Genomic DNA, 17574 nt, shown 5'->3' on the forward strand with positions numbered 1-17574 from the left:
GTCAGCGTCAGCGTCAGTGGCGATGCCCAGGTTCCCATCGAAAAAGCCCAATTGCGCCGGGCGTTGATCAACCTGCTGAACAATGCCGTGCAGCATACGGCGCCGCACCAGGTGATCCAGGTAAGGATCGTCCCCGGGCCGCAGCAGGTCAGCATTGCCGTGAGCAACCCGGGGCCTGCGATTGCCGACGAGCACCTGCCGCTGCTGTTCGAGCGTTTCTACCGGGTGGATGCGGCGCGCAGCAACAGCGGGGGCGGGAACCATGGCTTGGGCCTGGCCATCGTCAAGGCAATTGCGCTGATGCATGGCGGGGACGTGTTCGTGCGCAGTGAAGCCGGGGCGAATACATTCGGTATCCAGCTCCCGACCTGTAGGAGCGGCCTTGTGTCGCGATGGGGTGCGAAGCAGCCCCTGGTTCAGTGACAGGGCGGCAATTGCCGGGGCTGCAAAGGCCGCGTCTAGCCTGCGGCTTGCAAACGAAAGCCCTATTGCTTTTTGCGTATATCGTTACCTTTTGCGCAACAGTGCTTATCGCACTTCGCTCTGTATCAAGTGCAATGAAAGGACTAACTTTAGCCCGTCCTCATTAGCACTTGCACAGCAAGAAGGTAGTTTCAAATGTCCAACAGTATGGGTATTGCCAGCGTTTTCGTCCTGTCGTCCCTGTTGTTGTCGCCCCTGGCCATGGCCGAAGATTCGCCGGCGTTCGTCAACCGTAACAGCGAACTCGCCGCCGTGCACCAAGAGGCCCGCGAAAGCGTTGCCGTACATAAGGCCGACGTGATGAAAGATGCTGAACAGACAGCTTCCAAGGCCTCTGTCGATGCCAAAGCCGACAGCTGATCAGGCGCTGTTGTTGCTTCCACTTTCCCTTGGCTACGCCATGGGCACAGCCTGTGCCGATATGTTAGCCTTTTAAAGCCGCTGCTCATCAGCGGCTTTTTTTATGTGCCCGTAACTCTCAGCCCGGCTGTAACGTTTACCCATAAGAAAGACGCACATTCAAAATAAAAACTGCCCCACCGTCAGACCAAAGGAGCTTCTACCGGTGCCTTCCGCGTTTCGTTTCACCCCGTTTTTCATTGCATTGACTGCAACGATCCCTTGCGCCGCCCAGGCAGATGAAGACAAGGCTGATGGCTTCATCGAAGGGTCGTCCTTCAATCTGCATTTGCGCAATGCCTACTTCAACCGCGACAACCACAACGCCGGCGTGCGCGATACCCGCGAGTGGGGCCAGGGCGCAGTAGCGCGGTTCGAGTCGGGCTACACCCCAGGCACGGTCGGTTTTGGCCTGGACGCCCATGCCATGCTGGGCCTGAAGCTCGACGGTGGCGGCGGCCATGCCGGCACCAGCATCCTGCCAGCGCACATCAAGGACGACGGCGAACTGGGTGCTGCGCCGCATTCGTTTTCCACCGCTGGCGCTGCAGTCAAGCTCAAAGCCTTCGACACCGAACTGAAGGCCGGTGACCTGTTCCTCACCAACCCGGTGATTGCCGGCGGCGAAACCCGCATGCTGCCGCAAACCTTCCGCGGTGTGAGCCTGACCAACACCAGCGTCGACGGTTTGCTGCTCGAAGGCGGCCAGGTGAGCTTCACCCACCCGTACAACCAGAGTGGCCACCGCCGCATCGACACCTACTACGGCTCGCTCGACGAACACGACAAGAGCAAGCACCTGAACTGGGCTGGTGCCTCCTGGAGCGGTACGCCGAACATCACCGCCAACCTGTACGCCGCCGAACTGAAGGACATCTGGAACCAGTACTACGCTGATTTCGACTACACCTACGTGGTCAGCGATCTGGTCAGCCTGAACCCCGGGGTGCACTTCTATCACACCCAGGACACCGGCCAGGCCCTGCTGGGCAAGATCGACAACAACACCTACAGCGTGCACTTCACCGTCAACGCCGGGTACCACAGCGTCACCGCCGCCTACCAGCGGGTCAATGGCAACACCCCGTTCGACTACATCAACCTGGGCGACAGCGTGTACCTGGACAACTCGCGCATGTACTCGGACTTCAACGCCCCCAACGAGCGGTCGTGGAAGCTGCAGTACAACTATGACTTCGCAGGTGTCGGCGTACCAGGCCTGACCAGCTCGCTGTCCTATTCGCGCGGCGAAGCGGACCTGACCAAGGCCACCCAGGACACCACCCATTACGACTACTACCGTGCCGATGGCAAGAACGCCATGCATTGGGAACGCGACCTGGACTTGAAGTACGTGTTCCAGGAGGGTGACCTGAAGGACCTGTCGGTGCTGGTGCGCTATGCCACCCACCGTGGCAGCCAGGGCTATGCCTCGATCGACAGCAACAGCGACAACGATGAACTGCGGGTGATCGTCGATTACCCCGTGAACGTGTTCTGACCCTCGTTTGCAGGCAGCACACCTGAACGCCTGTGGGAGCGGGCATGCCCGCGAACACCGGTGAAGCCGGTGCCATACACCGCAACACTTGCTCCGCGGGCACGCCCGCTCCCACAGGGTTCAGCGTAAATCCAACATGCAGTACAGCGTGATTCCGTCGGACAAATCTTGTCCGACAATCCTTGCTTCCCTAGAATACCGCCGCCGCGAATAGCCCTGCCCCTGCAGTAGCGACCATGCCCACCCAATCCCCGCCTCGAGCATTTTACAGGTCGCACCCCGAGCTGACCCTCAATTTGGGCAGTTGCCTTGCCGTGCTCGCTATCGTGGCGATCGTCAGCTACCTGCTGGCCCGCGAGCGGGACAGCGTCGAGCAGTCGGCCGTGCGTTCAGCCAACAACATCGTGCAACTGATCGAAAGCGACATCCTGCGCAATGCCGAGCTGTACGACCAATCGCTCAAAGGGTTGATCTGGGCCGTTGGGCGCAAGGAGCTTCCGGAAATTCCCGGCCCGTTGCGCCAGCGTCTGCTGTTCAACGAGGCGTTCGTCGACCGCCAGCGCGGTGACGTGCTTTGGCTGGACAAGCAAGGCAACGTGGTCGGTGACTCCACCAGCAGCGTGCCGCGCCAGGCCAACTTTGGCGATACCGGGGTCTTCAGGGCGCACCAGCACAATGCTCACCTGGGGCTGCTGGTGGGTCCGCCATTCAAGGCCAAACTGGGTGACCTGGACTGGTGCATCAGCTTCAGCCGGCGTATTTCCGGGCCGCAAGGCGAGTTTGCCGGGGTCGCCGCGGGGGCGCTGCGCCTGTCGTACTTCAACGACCTGTTCCGGCGCCTGGACATCGGCGACGACAGCAGCATCAGCCTGCTGAACACGGATGGGCAATTGCTCGCCCGGCAAACCTCGCGCCCGGAAACGCTTGAGATCGGTACCAATTTTGCGACTCGGCCGAATTTCAAACGCATTCTCCGCGAGCAGCACGGGAGTTTCACCGCCCCCGCGACCAGTAACGGCCAGCCACGCATGTTCACCTTCGCCCGGGTAGCGCAGTTACCGCTGATCGTGCTGGTGCAGCATTCAGCTGACGAGGTGTTCCAGTCGTGGCGCCGTACCGCCGCGGTGGTCAGTGTCGCCACGGGTGTATTGTGCATCGGCATCCTCTGGCTCACCTTGCTGCTGGGCCGGGAATTGCGCCGCCGCCACGAAGCCGAACAGGGCTTGGCGACACTGGCAGCAACCGACAGCCTCACCGGCCTGGCAAACCGCCGGCGGCTGGATCAGGTATTGCGGCAGGAGTGGGCGCGGGCGCAGCGCAATCACATGCCGTTGGCGTTGCTGATGGTGGATGTCGACCATTTCAAGGCATTCAACCAGCGCCATGGTCATGCCGGTGGCGACCATGCCCTGCGCGAGGTGGCCAAGGCCATCGAGGCATGCTTGAGACGCCCTGCAGATCTGGCTGCGCGCTACGGCGGGGAGGAGTTTCAGGTAGTACTGCCGGAGACCGACCTGGCAGGTGCTCAAGTAATGGCTGAGCGCATCCGCCGGAGTGTAGAAGAGCTTGTACCGTTTGCCGATGATGCCCGTGGGGTCACGGTCAGCATCGGCATCGGTCTGTCCGGCACCCAGTACGACCTGGCCAGGTTGCTGGGTGCCGCGGACGAGGCCCTCTACCGGGCCAAGGCCAAAGGCCGTAACCGGGTAGAGGGCCCAGAGGCTTAAGAGCGGGCGCGAGCAGCGTTGCGCAGGGCTTTCACCTGGTCGTGATTACGCTGCACGCCTTGCAGCTGCTTCTCCACCAGGGCATAGGTAGTGTCTGAGGCAGTGCGGCCCAGTTTAACCAGCTTCTCACGGGCTTCCTTATAAGCCTTCAGGGCATGGTCCTCGCCGCGCTCCACTTCGTTGAGCACTGCTTCTTCATCCTTGCCGGTGACCATCGACTTAAGGTTGACCCAGCCGCGATGCAGGTCGCCACTGAAGCTGGTAGAGGTTTCCGGGTCGCCACCCAGGCGGCGCACTTCGCTTTGCAGTTCACCGGCCGCATTGGCGCATTCGCCGGCGCGCTGGGCGAAGAACGATTTCAGCTCCGGGTTCTTGACATCATCGGCCGACTCACGAAAACCTTTCTCGCCGTCCTTGCTGTACTCGATCAGGTCGTTCAGTACATCGATCACGTCTTTGTTCGGGTTGCTCATGGTAAAGCTCCTTGGCAGGTGATAGTCATCTGGATAGGAGCAGTGTTCGTGCCAACCTGGAATGATCTTGAATATTCTTTAATATCAACAGCTTAGATAACAACCAGAAAAGCCGGATACCGGTGTTCTGCATGATTACCGCTTGGGCGCTCGTGCAGATTGCAGTATGGTCGGCGCTTCGTCACAACCCGGTCTCTTCTGATGAAACCCGAAACCCTGGAACTGTTGGTGACCCGCACGATGCCCTTCGGCAAATACCAGGGGCGATGCATTGCCGACTTGCCGGGAGACTACCTGGCCTGGTTCGCACGCAAGGGTTTCCCTACGGGGGAACTGGGGGGGTTGCTGGCGTTGATGCATGAGATCGACCATAACGGCCTGGGTGATCTGCTAAAGCCATTGCGGCAGAAGCACGGGTGAACCCGCTCCCTCAGGTGGCCCGCGCACTCTGCAAGCCTGCGAAATTCCTGTAGGAGCGGGCTTACCCGCGAAGAGGCCAGTACTGCCTATACAAACCGCTAGCCTTTAACGGGCGCCACAGCCAGCTCTACCCGCTCACTCTTCTTGATCACGGCATAGACCACCGCCGTGAGCAAACTGCCCGCGACGATCGCCAACAGGTACAGCAGCGCGTGGTTGATCGCATTAGGGATCAGCAGCACGAACAAGCCGCCATGCGGGGCCATCAGCTTGCAGCCGAAGTACATCGACAATGCCCCGGTCAACGCACCACCGGCGACACTGGCCGGAATAACCCGCAGCGGGTCTTTGGCAGCAAACGGGATCGCCCCTTCCGAGATGAAGCACAGCCCCAACGCCAGGGCCGCCTTACCGGCCTCGCGCTCGCTTTGCGCGAACTTGCGCCGGGCAATGAAGGTGGCGATACCCAGGCCGATCGGCGGCACCATGCCCGCCGCCATGGTCGCGGCCATGGGGGCGTAGCTCGACGAGGCCAGCAGCCCCACCGAGAACGCATAGGCGGCCTTGTTGATCGGCCCGCCAAGGTCGACACACATCATGCCGCCCAGCAAAAGCCCCAGCAGAATGGCGTTGGTGGTGCCCATGCTGTCCAGGAAGCGGGTAAGGCCTTCCAGCATGGCTGCAACCGGCTGGCCGACCACGTAGATCATCACCAGGCCGGTGAACAGGCTCGCCAGCAACGGGATGATCAGGATCGGCTTGAGCGCCTCCAGGCTGCTGGGCAAACGAGCCCAGCGGGCGATGGCCTTGGCGCTGTAGCCCGCCAGGAAACCGGCCACGATGCCGCCAATGAAGCCGGCACCCAGGGTGCTCGCCAGCAGGCCACCGATCATGCCCGGCGCCAACCCGGGGCGGTCGGCGATAGACCAGGCAATATAGCCCGCCAGCAGTGGCACCATCAGTTTGAAGGCCGCTTCGCCACCAATCTGCATCAGCGCCGCCGGCAAGGTGCCGGGCTCCTTGTAGGCTTCGATGCCGAACACGAATGACAGCGCGATCAGCAGGCCGCCCGCCACCACCATCGGCAGCATGAACGACACGCCAGTCAGCAGGTGCTTGTACACCTCGGTCTTTTCACCCTTGGCGGGCGCGGCCGCCGCGGCATCGGCGCTGTTTTCCACCTTGCCTTCGGCCAAGGCCTTGTCCAGCGTGGCCCGCGCCTGCTTGAGGGCGATTCCGGTACCACAGCGGTAAATACGTTTGCCGGCAAAGCGGGCGGTGGGCACCTCGATGTCGGCGGCCAACAGCACCACATCGGCCTGGGCGATGGCTTCGGCAGACAACGGGTTGCGTGCGCCGACCGAGCCCTGGGTTTCCACGGTGAGCTGGTAGCCCACTTGTTGCGCTGCCTGCTGCAAAGCCTCCGCGGCCATGAAGGTGTGAGCCACACCGGTCGGGCAGGCTGTGACGGCAACAATCTTGACGCCGGCAGAACGCTCTTCCAGCGCCGGCTTGCCTGGCACATCCGTCAGCAAGCGGGCGTTGGCCGCCGCCTCATCGAGGAAACCTTCGCGGTCGGCCAGGGCCTGCGACGGCGTGCTCTGGAACAGGCGCTTGCCGACGAAGCGGGACAGGTCAACCGGGCCGGTGCTGACCACCAGCACCCAGTCGGCCTCGGCGATTTGCGTCGCGCTCAGTTGCCGCTCGGGGTGTTCGGCATCCTGCACCTCGACACTGGTGCTCCAACCGCGCCGCTGGGCTGCGGCAGACAGCAAGCGGGCACTCAGCAAACTCGACACCTGGCCATTAGGGCAGGCGGTGACAATGGCAATGTTCATCGGCAACCCTCTTGTTGTTCTGTCAGTTGCACGGCCGCCTGCAGCCGAGCCAGTTGCTCACGGTCGCAGATGCCGAAGCCAACCTGGGTGACGGCCTGGGCGGCGATGGCGGTGGCCCGGGACAAGGTCTGCGCGGGCGCTTCGCCCTGCAGCAGGCCATGCACCATGCCGGCGACCAGGGAATCCCCTGCCCCCACCGTGCTGGCGACCCGCACCGTGGGCGGGACTGCGTGCAGCACGCGGTCGCGCATGTACCAGCTGACCCCCTGCTCACCCGCCGATACCACCACGTGTTCGATGCCGCTGGCCAACAGGCGCTCGGCAGCGGCGCCTTGCTGGGCCTGGGTAACCACTGCCTCGCCGAGCACTTCGCCCAGTTCTTCGGTATTGGGCTTGACCAGCCACGGCGCGCTTTGCAAACCGGCCCGCAAAGCTTCACCGCTGCTGTCCAGGGCCACCTTGAGGCCTTGGGCCTTGAGCTGTTCGAGCAATTGTTGGAACCACTCGGCGCTGACCCCACGCGGCAGGCTGCCGGCCACCACCACCGCATCGTGGCCTGGCGCGACCTGGGCCAGGCGGCTGAGCAAGGCATCGCGCGCCGCCTGGTCCACCAGCGGGCCTTGGCCGTTGATGTCGGTCACGCGGCCATCGGCTTCGACCAGCTTTATGTTGCTGCGGGTTTCACCCGCCACGCGGACAAAGCAGTCGGCGAAGCCGCGGGTTTCGATCAGCGCCTCGAACGGTTGCAGGTTGTCATCCCCGAGGAAGCCGCCCACGGTTACGCTGTGCCCCAGGTCGGCCAGCACCTGGGCGACATTCAGCCCCTTGCCGGCGGCGTGGCTGTGCTGGGCCTGACTGCGGTTGACTTGCCCTGGGCGCAAGGTGCCCAGGCCGATAGTGAGATCCAGCGCCGGGTTCAGGGTAAGGGTGAGGATCTTGGCCATTCAGTAACGCTCCACCAGCGCGCGTACCGCTGCCGCGCTGTCCTGTTGCAGGGCCTCGCGCGCCAGGGCGCGGGCCGTTTGGTGATCGGCCTGGCGGACCAGGGCCTTGACTTCGGCAATGCTGCGCGCGGCGACGCTGAGCTCATCCACGTCCAGGCCCAGCAACACGGCGACCGCTTGCGGGTCGGCCGCCAGCTCACCGCACACACCTACCCATTTGCCATGGGCATGGGCGGCACGCACCGTCATGTCGATCAGGCTGAGCACCGCCGGGTGCAGGCCGTCGGCCTGGGCCGAGAGGCTTGGGTGGCCACGGTCGATGGCCAGGGTGTACTGCGTCAGGTCGTTGGTGCCGATGCTGAAAAAGTCCACTTCGCGGGCCAGCTGTGGCGCCAGCAGGGCTGCCGAGGGGACCTCGACCATGATGCCCAGTTGCAGGTCGGCGACCGGGATTTCGGCACGCAAACGCTCGACCATGGCCCGCGCCTCACGCCATTCGTGCACCTGGCCGACCATGGGGAACATGATACGCAGCGGCCGCTGGTCGGCGGCCCGCAGCAACGCACGCAACTGGTCTTCCATGACGTGCGGGCGCTGCAGGGTCAAGCGCACGCCGCGCACGCCAAGGAACGGGTTTTCTTCGGCTGCAATCGGCCAATACGGCAACGGTTTGTCACCGCCGACATCCAGGGTACGCACTACCAGCGGCCGCCCGTCCAGACCATCGAGCACACGGCGGTACTCGGCCTCCTGGGTGGCCACGTCCGGCGCTTGAGGGTGCGCCATGAAAATCAGCTCGGTGCGCAACAGGCCCACGCCCTCGGCACCTTGGTCCACCACCTTGGCGATGCCAGTGCTTTCGCCGATGTTGGCAAACACCTCGACTGCATGCCCATCACGGGTAACCGCGGGCTCGAAACGGCTGGCCCAGGCAGCCTGCAAACGCTGCTCGCGCTGGTCGCGCTCGGCCAGCGCGCGTTGCAGTTCATCGGCCGGCGGCGCCACGCTGACCGTACCGCGCTGGCCATCGAGCAGCAGCGGTGTACCGCTTTCCAGCAGCAGTATCGCGGCCCCTGCGCCAACCACGGCGGGGATACCCAGGGCCCGGGCGACGATGGCGCTGTGCGCGGTCGCGCCGCCCTGGGCGGTGACGATACCGGCCACCCGGCTCGGGTCCAACCGGGCGACATCGGAGGGGCCCACTTCGGTCATGACCAGCACGTAGGGCTGCTCGGGTTCCACTTGCGCCTGCACCCCGCACAACTGCGCCAGCACGCGACGGCCCACGTCACGCAGGTCGGCGGCGCGCTCGGCCAGCAAGGCATCGTGCAAGGCCTCCTGCTGGCGGGCCGCGGCCTCGATCACCGCCATCCACGCGGCGGCGGCGCTCTCGCCTTGGGCCAGGCGCTGTTCGACATCGTCGGTCAGGGCGGGGTCGGCAAGCATCTCCTGGTGGGTGACGAAAATCTCGCCAATGGCTTTGTCGCTGCGCTGCACCAGCGCCTGCAGTTCACTGCTCACGACCGCCAGGGCGTCGCGCAGCTTCTGCCGCTCCTGCGTGCACGACTCGCCACGCAGGGGGTAGTCGAACTCGCGCTCGACACACACGTGCGCGGGGCCGCTGGCGATGCCTGGGGCCGCGCCCACGCCTTGAATGCGGCTCCCGGCCGGTGGCGCTTGTAGCACCTCGGGCGCGGCCTCCGGTTCAGCGCTGGTGCCCTGTGGCAGCGGCTCGACTTCCTCGCCCAGGCCCTGCTCGATGGCGGCCAACAACGCTGGCAAGGCATCGGCGGCAACCGCGGGTTCGGCCAGCAATTCCAGCACCTGGCCACGGCGGGCGCCCAGGCTGAGCAGCTTGCTCAGGCTCTTCACCGACACCGCTGGCTGGGCGCTGTCGGCCAAGCGCACGCGGATGTCCCCTTCAAAGCCTTTGGCCAGTTGCGCCAGCACTTTGGCCGGGCGGGCATGCAGCCCATGCGGGTTGGCCAGCACCACGCGGGCGCAGGGCCAGTCTGGCGGCGCCTCGCCTCCCAGAACCTCCAGCACCGCACGGCTACTGGTGGCCTGGTAGAGCGTCTGCCCGCGGCCTTCGATCAGCACTTCGCACAGCCGCTCCAGCAAGGCCTGGTGGGCCGCGCCGAGGCTGGCCAGGCAAAACAGGCCATTGAGCGGCTGGTCACGGTAGCGCAGTGGCTGTTGCGGGGTGACGAAGGCCAGGCCTGGCTGGCGCACCTGGCGCTCGCTGTGCAGCCACCACAGGCCTTCGCCCAGCGGCAGCGGCTCGGCCTGCTGCAGCACGGCGGCAAAACCGCTGTCGACGCAGTCGGCGCGCTGCAACAGCCGGGCCCCACGCCAGGCCAGCTCGTCGAAGTCTTCGGCCGGCAGGTTCAGGCCGACCAGTTGCGCATCCAGCGCCAGCGCTTGCGGCGCGCCTTGCAGCAGCTTGAGCAACGCCTCGGCGGAGCTGGCGCGGCGCAGCGCTTCGGCCAGGTCGGTTTCGCCCAGCGCACGGGTCAGCAGTTGCAGCAGGCGCAGGTGTTCATCGGAACGCGCAGCGATGCCGATGGCCAGGTAGACCATCTGCCCATCACCCCAGTCCACCCCTTCAGGGAACTGCAACAGGCGTACGCCGGTGGCATACACCAGGTCACGGGTTTGCGGCGTACCATGGGGAATGGCGATGCCCTGGCCAAGGAAGGTAGAGCCTTGCGCCTCACGGGCTTGCAGCCCTTGCAAGTACCCTTCGGCAACCAGGCCATCGGTAACCAGCCGGTCGGCCAGCAGGCGCAAGGCCTCAGCCTTGTCGGCTGCCGTCTGACCCATGGCTATCTGCTCCTTGGCGAGCTCGAGCATGACCTTCTCCTTATGCAGTTCCCGTTGGGGTACTGGAGTATTGTTGTGAAATTCACGTAACGGCCAGCGGCGGGCTGCAGGCCTCGAGCTGCGCGTTGCAAGCGAAAGCGGACAGTGCACCGACACGCTTTTTCTTATAGCTTGCAAGTTGAAATTTGCAGCTTGGGGCTGCCAGCCTAACGCTTGCAGCTTTCTCGGCCGAGGCAGAAAATCGGCAGCTGAAACGTTTAATCTGACCAGGCGGCCACGTTACTCGATAATCTGCCAAGGAAAAAGCCCCATCTTGTCGGACAATTGCGACAATAGTCGTCTGCGCGGATGGCCGGTAGGCGGTCAAACTAGCCGGCCCGGCCTGCCCGCCAGCCCCGGTAACAACAAGGAAAATTCGGTGAAACTCAGCGATATCGCCCGTCTGGCCGGTGTGTCCGTGACCACCGCCAGCTACGTCATCAATGGCAAGGCTGAACAGCAACGCATCAGCAGCAGCACGGTCGACAGGGTGCGCGCGGTGGTCGAGGCCCACGGCTTCACCCCCAACCCACAGGCTGCTGGCCTGCGCAGCCGGCATACCCGTACCCTGGGGTTCATTCTCCCGGATCTGGAGAACCCCAGCTACGCGCGCATTGCCAAGCAACTGGAACAGGGCGCCCGCGCCCGCGGCTACCAGTTGCTGATCGCCAGCAGCGATGACCAACCCGAAAGCGAACGCCAGTTGCAGCAACTGTTCCGCGCCCGTCGTTGCGATGCGCTGTTCGTTGCCAGTTGCCTGCCAGCCGAAGATGACAGCTACCGCGAACTGCAGAACAAAGGCCTGCCGGTGATCGCCATCGACCGCCGCCTGAACCCTGCGCATTTCTGTTCGGTGATCAGCGACGACCGCGACGCCAGCCGCCAGCTGGCCGCCAGCCTGCTGCGCGCCGCGCCACGCAGCATTGCCTTGCTCGGCGCCCGCCCGGAGCTGTCGGTCAGCCAGGCCCGTGCAGGTGGTTTCGATGAAGCGCTGCAAGGCTATGCCGGTGACGTGCGCCGCTACCAGGGCGAAGCCTTCAGCCGGGCCTGCGGCCAGCGCCTGATGCAGCAACTGATCGACGACCTGGGGGGCCTGCCCGATGCCCTGGTGACCACCTCGTATGTGCTGCTGCAAGGGGTATTCGACACATTGCAGGCGCGCCCCGCCGGCTCCCGGCAGCTGCAGTTGGGCACGTTTGGCGACAACCAGTTGCTGGACTTCCTGCCACTGCCGGTCAATGCCATGGCCCAGCAGCACGGCCTGATCGCCGCCACTGCGCTGGAACTGGCGCTGGCCGCCATCGAGGAAAAGCGCTACGAACCTGGCGTGCATGCCATAGGCCGTACGTTCAAACAACGTATCGCCGCAGGCTGAACATGCGCCTGATCGACACCCACACCCACTTGGACTTCCCCGACTTCGACGCCGACCGCGCGCGCCTGCTGGCCAACGCGGCGGCCCGCGGTGTGGAGCGAATGGTCGTGCTCGGGGTGTACCAGGCGAACTTCCAGCGGGTGTGGGCGCTGGCCGGCGCCGAACCAGGCCTGTACGCCGCGCTGGGCCTGCACCCGGTCTACCTGGAGCAGCATCGGCCCGAGCACCTGCAGCAATTGCGCGAGTGGCTGGAGCGCCTGCGCGGTGACCCACGGCTGTGTGCAGTGGGCGAATTTGGCCTGGACTATTACCTCGAACACCTGGACAAGGCCCGCCAACAGGCGTTGTTCGAAGCACAACTGCAGATGGCGTGTGATTTCCAGCTGCCGGCGCTGTTGCACGTGCGCCGCAGCCATGCCCAGGTAATTGCCACGCTCAAGCGCTACAAACCGGCACGGGCGGGGGTGGTGCATGCCTTTGCCGGCAGTTATGAAGAGGCCCGCGAGTACATCAAGCTGGGCTTTCGGCTGGGGCTGGGCGGTGCAGCGACCTGGCCGCAGGCATTGCGGCTGCGCAAGACCCTGGCGCGCCTGCCGCTGGACAGCGTGGTGCTGGAGACCGATGCGCCAGACATGGCGCCGGCCATGTTCCCAGGGGTGAGGAACAGCCCGGAGCATCTGCCCGAGATAGCCGGTGCGCTGGCACAAGTGATGGGTGTCGAGGCCGGCGAGCTGGCTGCCGCGAGTACCCGCAACGCGTGTGAGCTGTTCGGCTGGTAGCCGCGCTGCCCCCGCCTGATTTCAGGCCAGCACCGTCCACAGCGCGAACGCGGCATACCACAACACCCCACAGCGCAGCAGCAGCTCCCACAGGCTGTCCAGGCGCCCCAACCCACGCTGGCTATCTTCATCGTCGGGAATGTCGTCGGCAACGCGCCCGACCCGGGCCACCAGGTGGGCGGCGCTGATGTGCCAGTTGAGCACCTCGTGCAGCATCACCCGCGTCACCGCCAGGAAATTGCCCACCAAGGCAAAGCTCAACGCCAGCACGCGCACCGGCAGCCAGTCCATGATGTGCCGCAACTGCTCGGCGCGCGACTTCAGCACCGCTTGCCCGCTGCGACCAGCGCACAGCGCCAGTAACCGATACGCCAACGCTGCCCCCGGCCCCAGCACGAAATACCAGAAGATCACGGCGAAGAAGCCCTGATACACCTGCCACAGCAAGTTGCCCTGCACCCGCACCAACAACGTGTGCGGCTCATCGGCCGCCAGGCCAAGGTCGCGCTCTGCCACGTGCAAGGCGGCCTGGTCATCGCCCCGGCGCCAGGCGTCACGGAACGGGCCGAGCGAGGCCTTGGCGTCACCGCGGCCCAGGCTGTAGACCAACACCAGCAGATGCACCGGCAGCGCCAGCAGGCCATAGGCCACGGGCTCCAGTACGTGCAACAGCAAGACCAGCAGGGCGACCGGCGCCAGCACCAGAAGCGTCAGCGTCCACCACGGGTGAACCTTGCCGCTGCGCTCCAGGCGCACCAGCTCACCAAGGAAAAAACCGTCACGTTGAACCTGATGGCGCAGGGCCGAGAACTTCTCGACCCACAGCGCCAGCACCAACACCAGAAAACTCATGCCTTGTCCTCGTTGTGCCGCAGCGCTTCACGGTAGCGCGGCCAGTCGAATGCCGGGCCGGGGTCGGTCTTGCGCTGCGGGGCAATGTCGCTATGGCCCTGGATACGGCCCAGGTCGATGGCCGGCCAGGCACCGCAGATGTGCCGCGTAAGCTGTTCCAGCACGGTGTACTGGGCATCGGCATAGGGCAGGTCGTCAGTGCCTTCCAGCTCGATGCCGATGGAGAAGTCATTGCAGCCTTCGCGCCCGTCGAAACACGAAACACCTGCGTGCCAGGCGCGGTCGCACAGCGACACGAACTGGGTCACCGCGCCATCACGCTCGATGAACAGGTGGGCGGACACGGTCAGGTGGCTGATGCTGGCAAAGTACGGGTGTTCCTGGGGGTCCAGGCGGTTCTGGAAAAATTGCTGAACCTTGCCGGTACCGAAACACGCCGGCGGCAGGCTGATGTTGTGAATCACCAGCAGGGAAATCGCTTCGCCCTCCGGCCGAGCATTGAAGTTGGGCGAAGGGCAATGGGTGATTCCGTTTCCGTGGAACCAGCCAGTGGCACGGTCCAATTGCATGGGGCAGATCCTGAAAACGCCTTGAACAGGACAACAGTATGCCTTGCGGCTCACGCCCTGTGCAGGTGAATGATCACGGGCGCAGGCCGTCAAGTACGGCCTCCAGTGCACGCTCGAACAACAGCCCGTCCCCCAGCACCCGCACTTCGCCGCGCTGCAGTGCCCTGGCCAGGCTGGCGCTGCTCCACTCTCGCACTTTCAGGCCGGTGCGGTTGCTGAACACCAGCCTGTCGCTGTTCTCGACACGTGCTACCAGCTTGCAGCGCAGCGGTGGGTCTTCATCCAGCACCTGGACCCAGGTTCCGACGCGCAGGCGCTGCGCCTGGCGCACTGCCGCAGCGTGCCCGCTGTCGCCCCCTGGCGGCGGGCAGCCTGGTTCTTCGGCACTTGCCAGGACAATCGCTTGCGTCACCCGCACCTGGTCCAGGGGTTGCCACTGGCCTCCCCCGCAGGCGCACAGGTGCAACCGCTCAAGCTGCTGGAAGAATGCGCGGGTCGTGAGCGAGTCCTGCGCCACGCTGGCCAAGCCGTCGCGCAACGCCTTGAGCAGCCCTGGCACCTGCTGCAACAGGGTTTGCGGATCACGGCCCGGGGTAACGCTGAGCAGCAGCGTGTCCATGGTCTGCACGGCATCGCACCAGGCCCCGGAACCCTCGCCGTGCTTCAGCCAGGCCAGCAGCAGGACCTGGCTCCAGGCCTGTACCAGCATCTGCACCACTACCTGGGGCAACACCTGGCCGCGCAGGCGCTGGTTGAGCAATTGCTGCACTTGGTGCCTGGCCTGCAAGGTGCGTGCGCGGCCCTCTTCGGCGTCGCGGGTACGTTGCTCGAGCAAATCGCTGCGCCGCCGCTCCTCTTGGCTGAACGCGAGAAAATCTTGCAGCAGGTGGTCGAACACGCGGGTATCTTCGTCAAAATCACCGAGCACGCGCTGCACGATCAGCGCCACCCGCACGTGCAGACTGTCGCGCACATCTTCGCGGCCACTCTCCCAGCCGATGGCCGCCGCTGCGATTTCGTTGAGCAGCCGCCGTGCGGGGTGGCCAGCCCGGCAGAACAACCCCTTGTCCAGCAGCGCCACCTTCAGCAGCGGGATGTGCAGCCGGATGATCAGCGCCCGCAGGCTGGCCGGCAGGTTGTCGTCCTGCTGAATGAACGCGAACAGCAGGCTCACCAGGTTGATCATGTCTTCGTCGGCGACCGCGATACGCCTGCGTATGCCACTGCGCACGCTGACCCGCAGCAGCAATTGCTCAAGCTGCTGGCCAAGCTCGAAGTCATCTGCTTCGTGCGTGGCGGGCACATAATGCTGCAAATGGGTCAGTAACCGCAGCAGGTCGGTGGTGCTGATCGGCTGGGCGGCAGCCACCCCCTGCAAACGTGGGGCAAATTGCCCCCGCACCGGCGCCAGCAGGGTTTGCAACGAGGCAAAAAACGCCTGCCCGGCTGCGTCCGCGCCCACATCCTGGCCTGGCATGGGCGGGCAACGTCGCGCGCCCAGGCGCCGCTCCTCGGCAGGCCGGCGCGGTACCGGTTGCAGTTCGGGCAGCACGCCGGCGGCAGCCAGCAGCTGGTTGGCCTCGCCGTAGATCACATCGGCATCACTGAGCACATAGCGCTCGAACAGCGTGAGCAACACCAGCTTCACCCGCAGGCAAACCCCCAGGTTACGCCCGGCATCGAGGAAGTAACCACATAATGCGGCGGGCCCTAGCGGGTTGTCGCCCTCGTACACGGGGCGGTCGAGCAGCACCTGCAAGCGCAGCCCGAGCTGTTGCAAGGCCGGGCGATGACGTGCCAGCACGCGCCCCACCATGCCTTCGACAGCAGCGCCCCGCTCGGCCTGCGCTTTGCCGCACGTGTTCCCCGGCTGGGCCAGGTGCAGCAACAGGTCCGCCTGGCCGATGCGGGCGAAAGTCGTATGGAAGATGTCGAGAAAGCCACGCTCAATGTTTTTGCGCTTCAGGCGCAGGTCGCGCATGGCCTCGAAATACAAGTTCTGGTCGGCGTGCTCGAAGGCTTTGTCAGCCATCTCGAACAGGGTGTCGTCAGCGTTGTCGAACAGCGCCTGCAAGCCCAGGCGCAACTGCAGGGCGGCCTTGTCGCGTACTTGCAGCAGCAACACCGGATGGCAAGGCAGAGGCGCACGCCGGCCCCGGTCGATGGCGGCCGCCAGGGGCACCACCTTGCCTTCTTCATGCATCCTGGACTCCTTGCAGGGTGGGTTGCCCGCCGCAGCAGGTATCGTCAAAGCTATGACGCCAAATACTGGTCGCCATTATCGGCAAAAACCCTCAGCGCTGCCAGCACGGATTCACCCCAGGCAGGCGCCCCCCACGCGCCGACCAAAGGTCGGCGCCAAGGCGGCTGTACACACCAGCCCCCTGCCCTATAATCGCGGGCATCTTGCTTGTGGAGCCGACCATGCCGAACCTACGCCTTGCCGACCTGACCGCTGAAATCGAAGCCAACGTGCGCCGTGCGCTGTTGGAGGACATCGGCAGTGGCGATATCACCGCACAGTTGATCCCGGCCGAGCGCCTGGCCAAGGCGACCATCATCACCCGCGAGGACTGTGTGATTGCCGGCACTGCCTGGGTCGATGCGGTATTCCGCCAGCTCGACCCGCGGGTGGCGGTGCACTGGCAAGTCACTGACGGTGACCGTGCCAGCGCCAACCAGCCCCTGTTTCACCTCGAAGGCCCAGCCCGTTCGCTGCTCAGCGGTGAGCGCAGTGCCCTGAACTTCCTGCAACTGCTGTCGGGTGTCGCCACCCGTGCGCGCTTTCTTGCCAGCCTGGTAGAAGGCACCCAGGTGCGCCTGCTGGACACCCGCAAAACGCTGCCTGGCCTGCGCCTGGCGCAAAAGTACGCGGTGACCTGTGGCGGCTGCGACAACCACCGCATCGGCCTGTACGACGCTTTCCTGATCAAGGAGAACCACATCGCCGCCAGCGGTGGCGTGGCTCAGGCCGTGGCGGCTGCGCACCGCATTGCCCCGGGCAAACCGGTGGAAATAGAAGTGGAGAGCCTTGGCGAACTGCGCGAGGCGCTGGCGGCGGGGGCTGACATCATCATGCTCGACGAACTGAGCCTGGAAGAAATGCGTGAGGCTGTGCGCATCACGGCCGGCAAGGCCAAGCTGGAGGCCAGCGGCGGGGTCAACGAGAGCACCCTGCGGGTGATTGCCGAAACCGGCGTGGACTACATCTCGATCGGGGCGATGACCAAGGATGTGAAGGCGGTCGACCTGTCGATGCGGCTGAGCCTGTGAGCTGATCGCAGGCAAGCCAGCTCCCACAGGGATAGCATCAGGGCTGACAGGTGTTTGCCACAAGATATGCAGCGCCTGG

General features: G+C 64.7%; 15 protein-coding genes. 8 read left to right on the forward strand and 7 right to left on the reverse strand.

Annotated features, from left to right (window positions below; genetic code table 11):
• From B3361_RS06105 to B3361_RS06120, 4 genes are all read left to right on the forward strand, one after another.
• Positions 1–423: ATP-binding protein (locus B3361_RS06105; protein WP_286920140.1), on the forward strand; the 423-nt coding region annotated here is incomplete at its 5' end.
• A 195-nt stretch (positions 424–618) separates the two neighbouring features.
• A complete protein-coding gene (locus tag B3361_RS06110) occupies positions 619–843 on the forward strand; it encodes a hypothetical protein (protein WP_286920141.1) in 225 nt (74 codons plus the stop codon).
• 205 nt (positions 844–1048) lie between these two features.
• Entirely contained in the window at positions 1049–2383 is a 1335-nt protein-coding gene (locus B3361_RS06115; RefSeq protein ID WP_029888075.1) for an OprD family porin, read from the forward strand.
• A gap of 236 nt (positions 2384–2619) precedes the next feature.
• The gene (locus tag B3361_RS06120) at positions 2620–4110 is read left to right on the forward strand and encodes a sensor domain-containing diguanylate cyclase (RefSeq protein WP_054906270.1); all 1491 of its coding nucleotides are present in this window, start codon (positions 2620–2622) and stop codon (positions 4108–4110) included.
• Here the strand turns inward: B3361_RS06120 and B3361_RS06125 are convergent.
• Complete coding sequence (locus B3361_RS06125) at positions 4107–4583, reverse strand: ferritin-like domain-containing protein (protein WP_009682712.1); 477 nt, start codon at positions 4581–4583, stop codon at positions 4107–4109. The two genes, B3361_RS06120 and B3361_RS06125, sit on opposite strands and share 4 nt — an antisense overlap.
• Before the next feature lie 201 nt (positions 4584–4784).
• On the opposite strand from B3361_RS06125, the gene B3361_RS06130 reads away from it, so the two are divergent.
• Complete coding sequence (locus tag B3361_RS06130; RefSeq protein WP_009682711.1) at positions 4785–5003, forward strand: DUF3820 family protein; 219 nt, start codon at positions 4785–4787, stop codon at positions 5001–5003.
• Between the two features lie 98 nt (positions 5004–5101).
• On the opposite strand, the gene B3361_RS06135 is transcribed toward B3361_RS06130, so the two are convergent.
• Genes B3361_RS06135 through ptsP form a run of 3 tightly spaced genes read right to left on the reverse strand, consistent with a single transcriptional unit; the run spans position 5102 to position 10638 of the window.
• Positions 5102–6841: a PTS fructose-like transporter subunit IIB gene (locus B3361_RS06135; protein ID WP_154211147.1), complete on the reverse strand. Its 1740-nt coding sequence runs from the start codon at positions 6839–6841 to the stop codon at positions 5102–5104.
• Complete coding sequence (gene pfkB, locus B3361_RS06140; protein WP_054881924.1) at positions 6838–7785, reverse strand: 1-phosphofructokinase; 948 nt, start codon at positions 7783–7785, stop codon at positions 6838–6840. The genes B3361_RS06135 and pfkB overlap by 4 nt, the downstream gene beginning before the upstream one ends.
• The gene (ptsP, locus tag B3361_RS06145) at positions 7786–10638 is read right to left on the reverse strand and encodes a phosphoenolpyruvate--protein phosphotransferase (RefSeq protein ID WP_054905506.1); all 2853 of its coding nucleotides are present in this window, start codon (positions 10636–10638) and stop codon (positions 7786–7788) included.
• A gap of 388 nt (positions 10639–11026) precedes the next feature.
• Here ptsP and cra point away from each other — a divergent pair, with 388 nt between their 5' ends.
• The gene (gene cra, locus B3361_RS06150) at positions 11027–12022 is read left to right on the forward strand and encodes a catabolite repressor/activator (RefSeq protein WP_029886926.1); all 996 of its coding nucleotides are present in this window, start codon (positions 11027–11029) and stop codon (positions 12020–12022) included.
• Positions 12023–12024: 2 nt separating this feature from the next.
• Positions 12025–12801 (forward strand): TatD family hydrolase, encoded by a 777-nt coding sequence (locus B3361_RS06155; RefSeq protein WP_054881926.1) that lies wholly within the window; start codon positions 12025–12027, stop codon positions 12799–12801.
• 21 nt (positions 12802–12822) lie between these two features.
• Here the strand turns inward: B3361_RS06155 and ampE are convergent, their stop codons facing one another.
• The 3 genes from ampE to B3361_RS06170 form a co-directional block, all read right to left on the reverse strand.
• A complete protein-coding gene (gene ampE / locus B3361_RS06160; protein ID WP_054881927.1) occupies positions 12823–13653 on the reverse strand; it encodes a regulatory signaling modulator protein AmpE in 831 nt (276 codons plus the stop codon).
• Entirely contained in the window at positions 13650–14222 is a 573-nt protein-coding gene (gene ampD, locus B3361_RS06165; RefSeq protein ID WP_054905507.1) for a 1,6-anhydro-N-acetylmuramyl-L-alanine amidase AmpD, read from the reverse strand. Before ampD ends, ampE begins: the two co-directional genes overlap by 4 nt.
• Positions 14223–14295: 73 nt before the next feature.
• Positions 14296–16425, reverse strand: a complete 2130-nt coding sequence (locus B3361_RS06170; RefSeq protein ID WP_286920142.1) for a DUF1631 domain-containing protein — start codon at positions 16423–16425, stop codon at positions 14296–14298.
• Positions 16426–16646: 221 nt separating this feature from the next.
• Between B3361_RS06170 and nadC the strand changes: the two genes are divergently transcribed.
• Positions 16647–17495 (forward strand): carboxylating nicotinate-nucleotide diphosphorylase, encoded by an 849-nt coding sequence (nadC, locus tag B3361_RS06175; RefSeq protein ID WP_009682701.1) that lies wholly within the window; start codon positions 16647–16649, stop codon positions 17493–17495.
• The last annotated feature ends 79 nt before the right edge of the window (positions 17496–17574 follow it).

The organism is Pseudomonas sp. UBA6699 (assembly GCF_002454615.1).
In the GTDB taxonomy this organism is placed as follows: Bacteria; Pseudomonadota; Gammaproteobacteria; order Pseudomonadales; family Pseudomonadaceae; genus Aquipseudomonas; species Aquipseudomonas juntendi.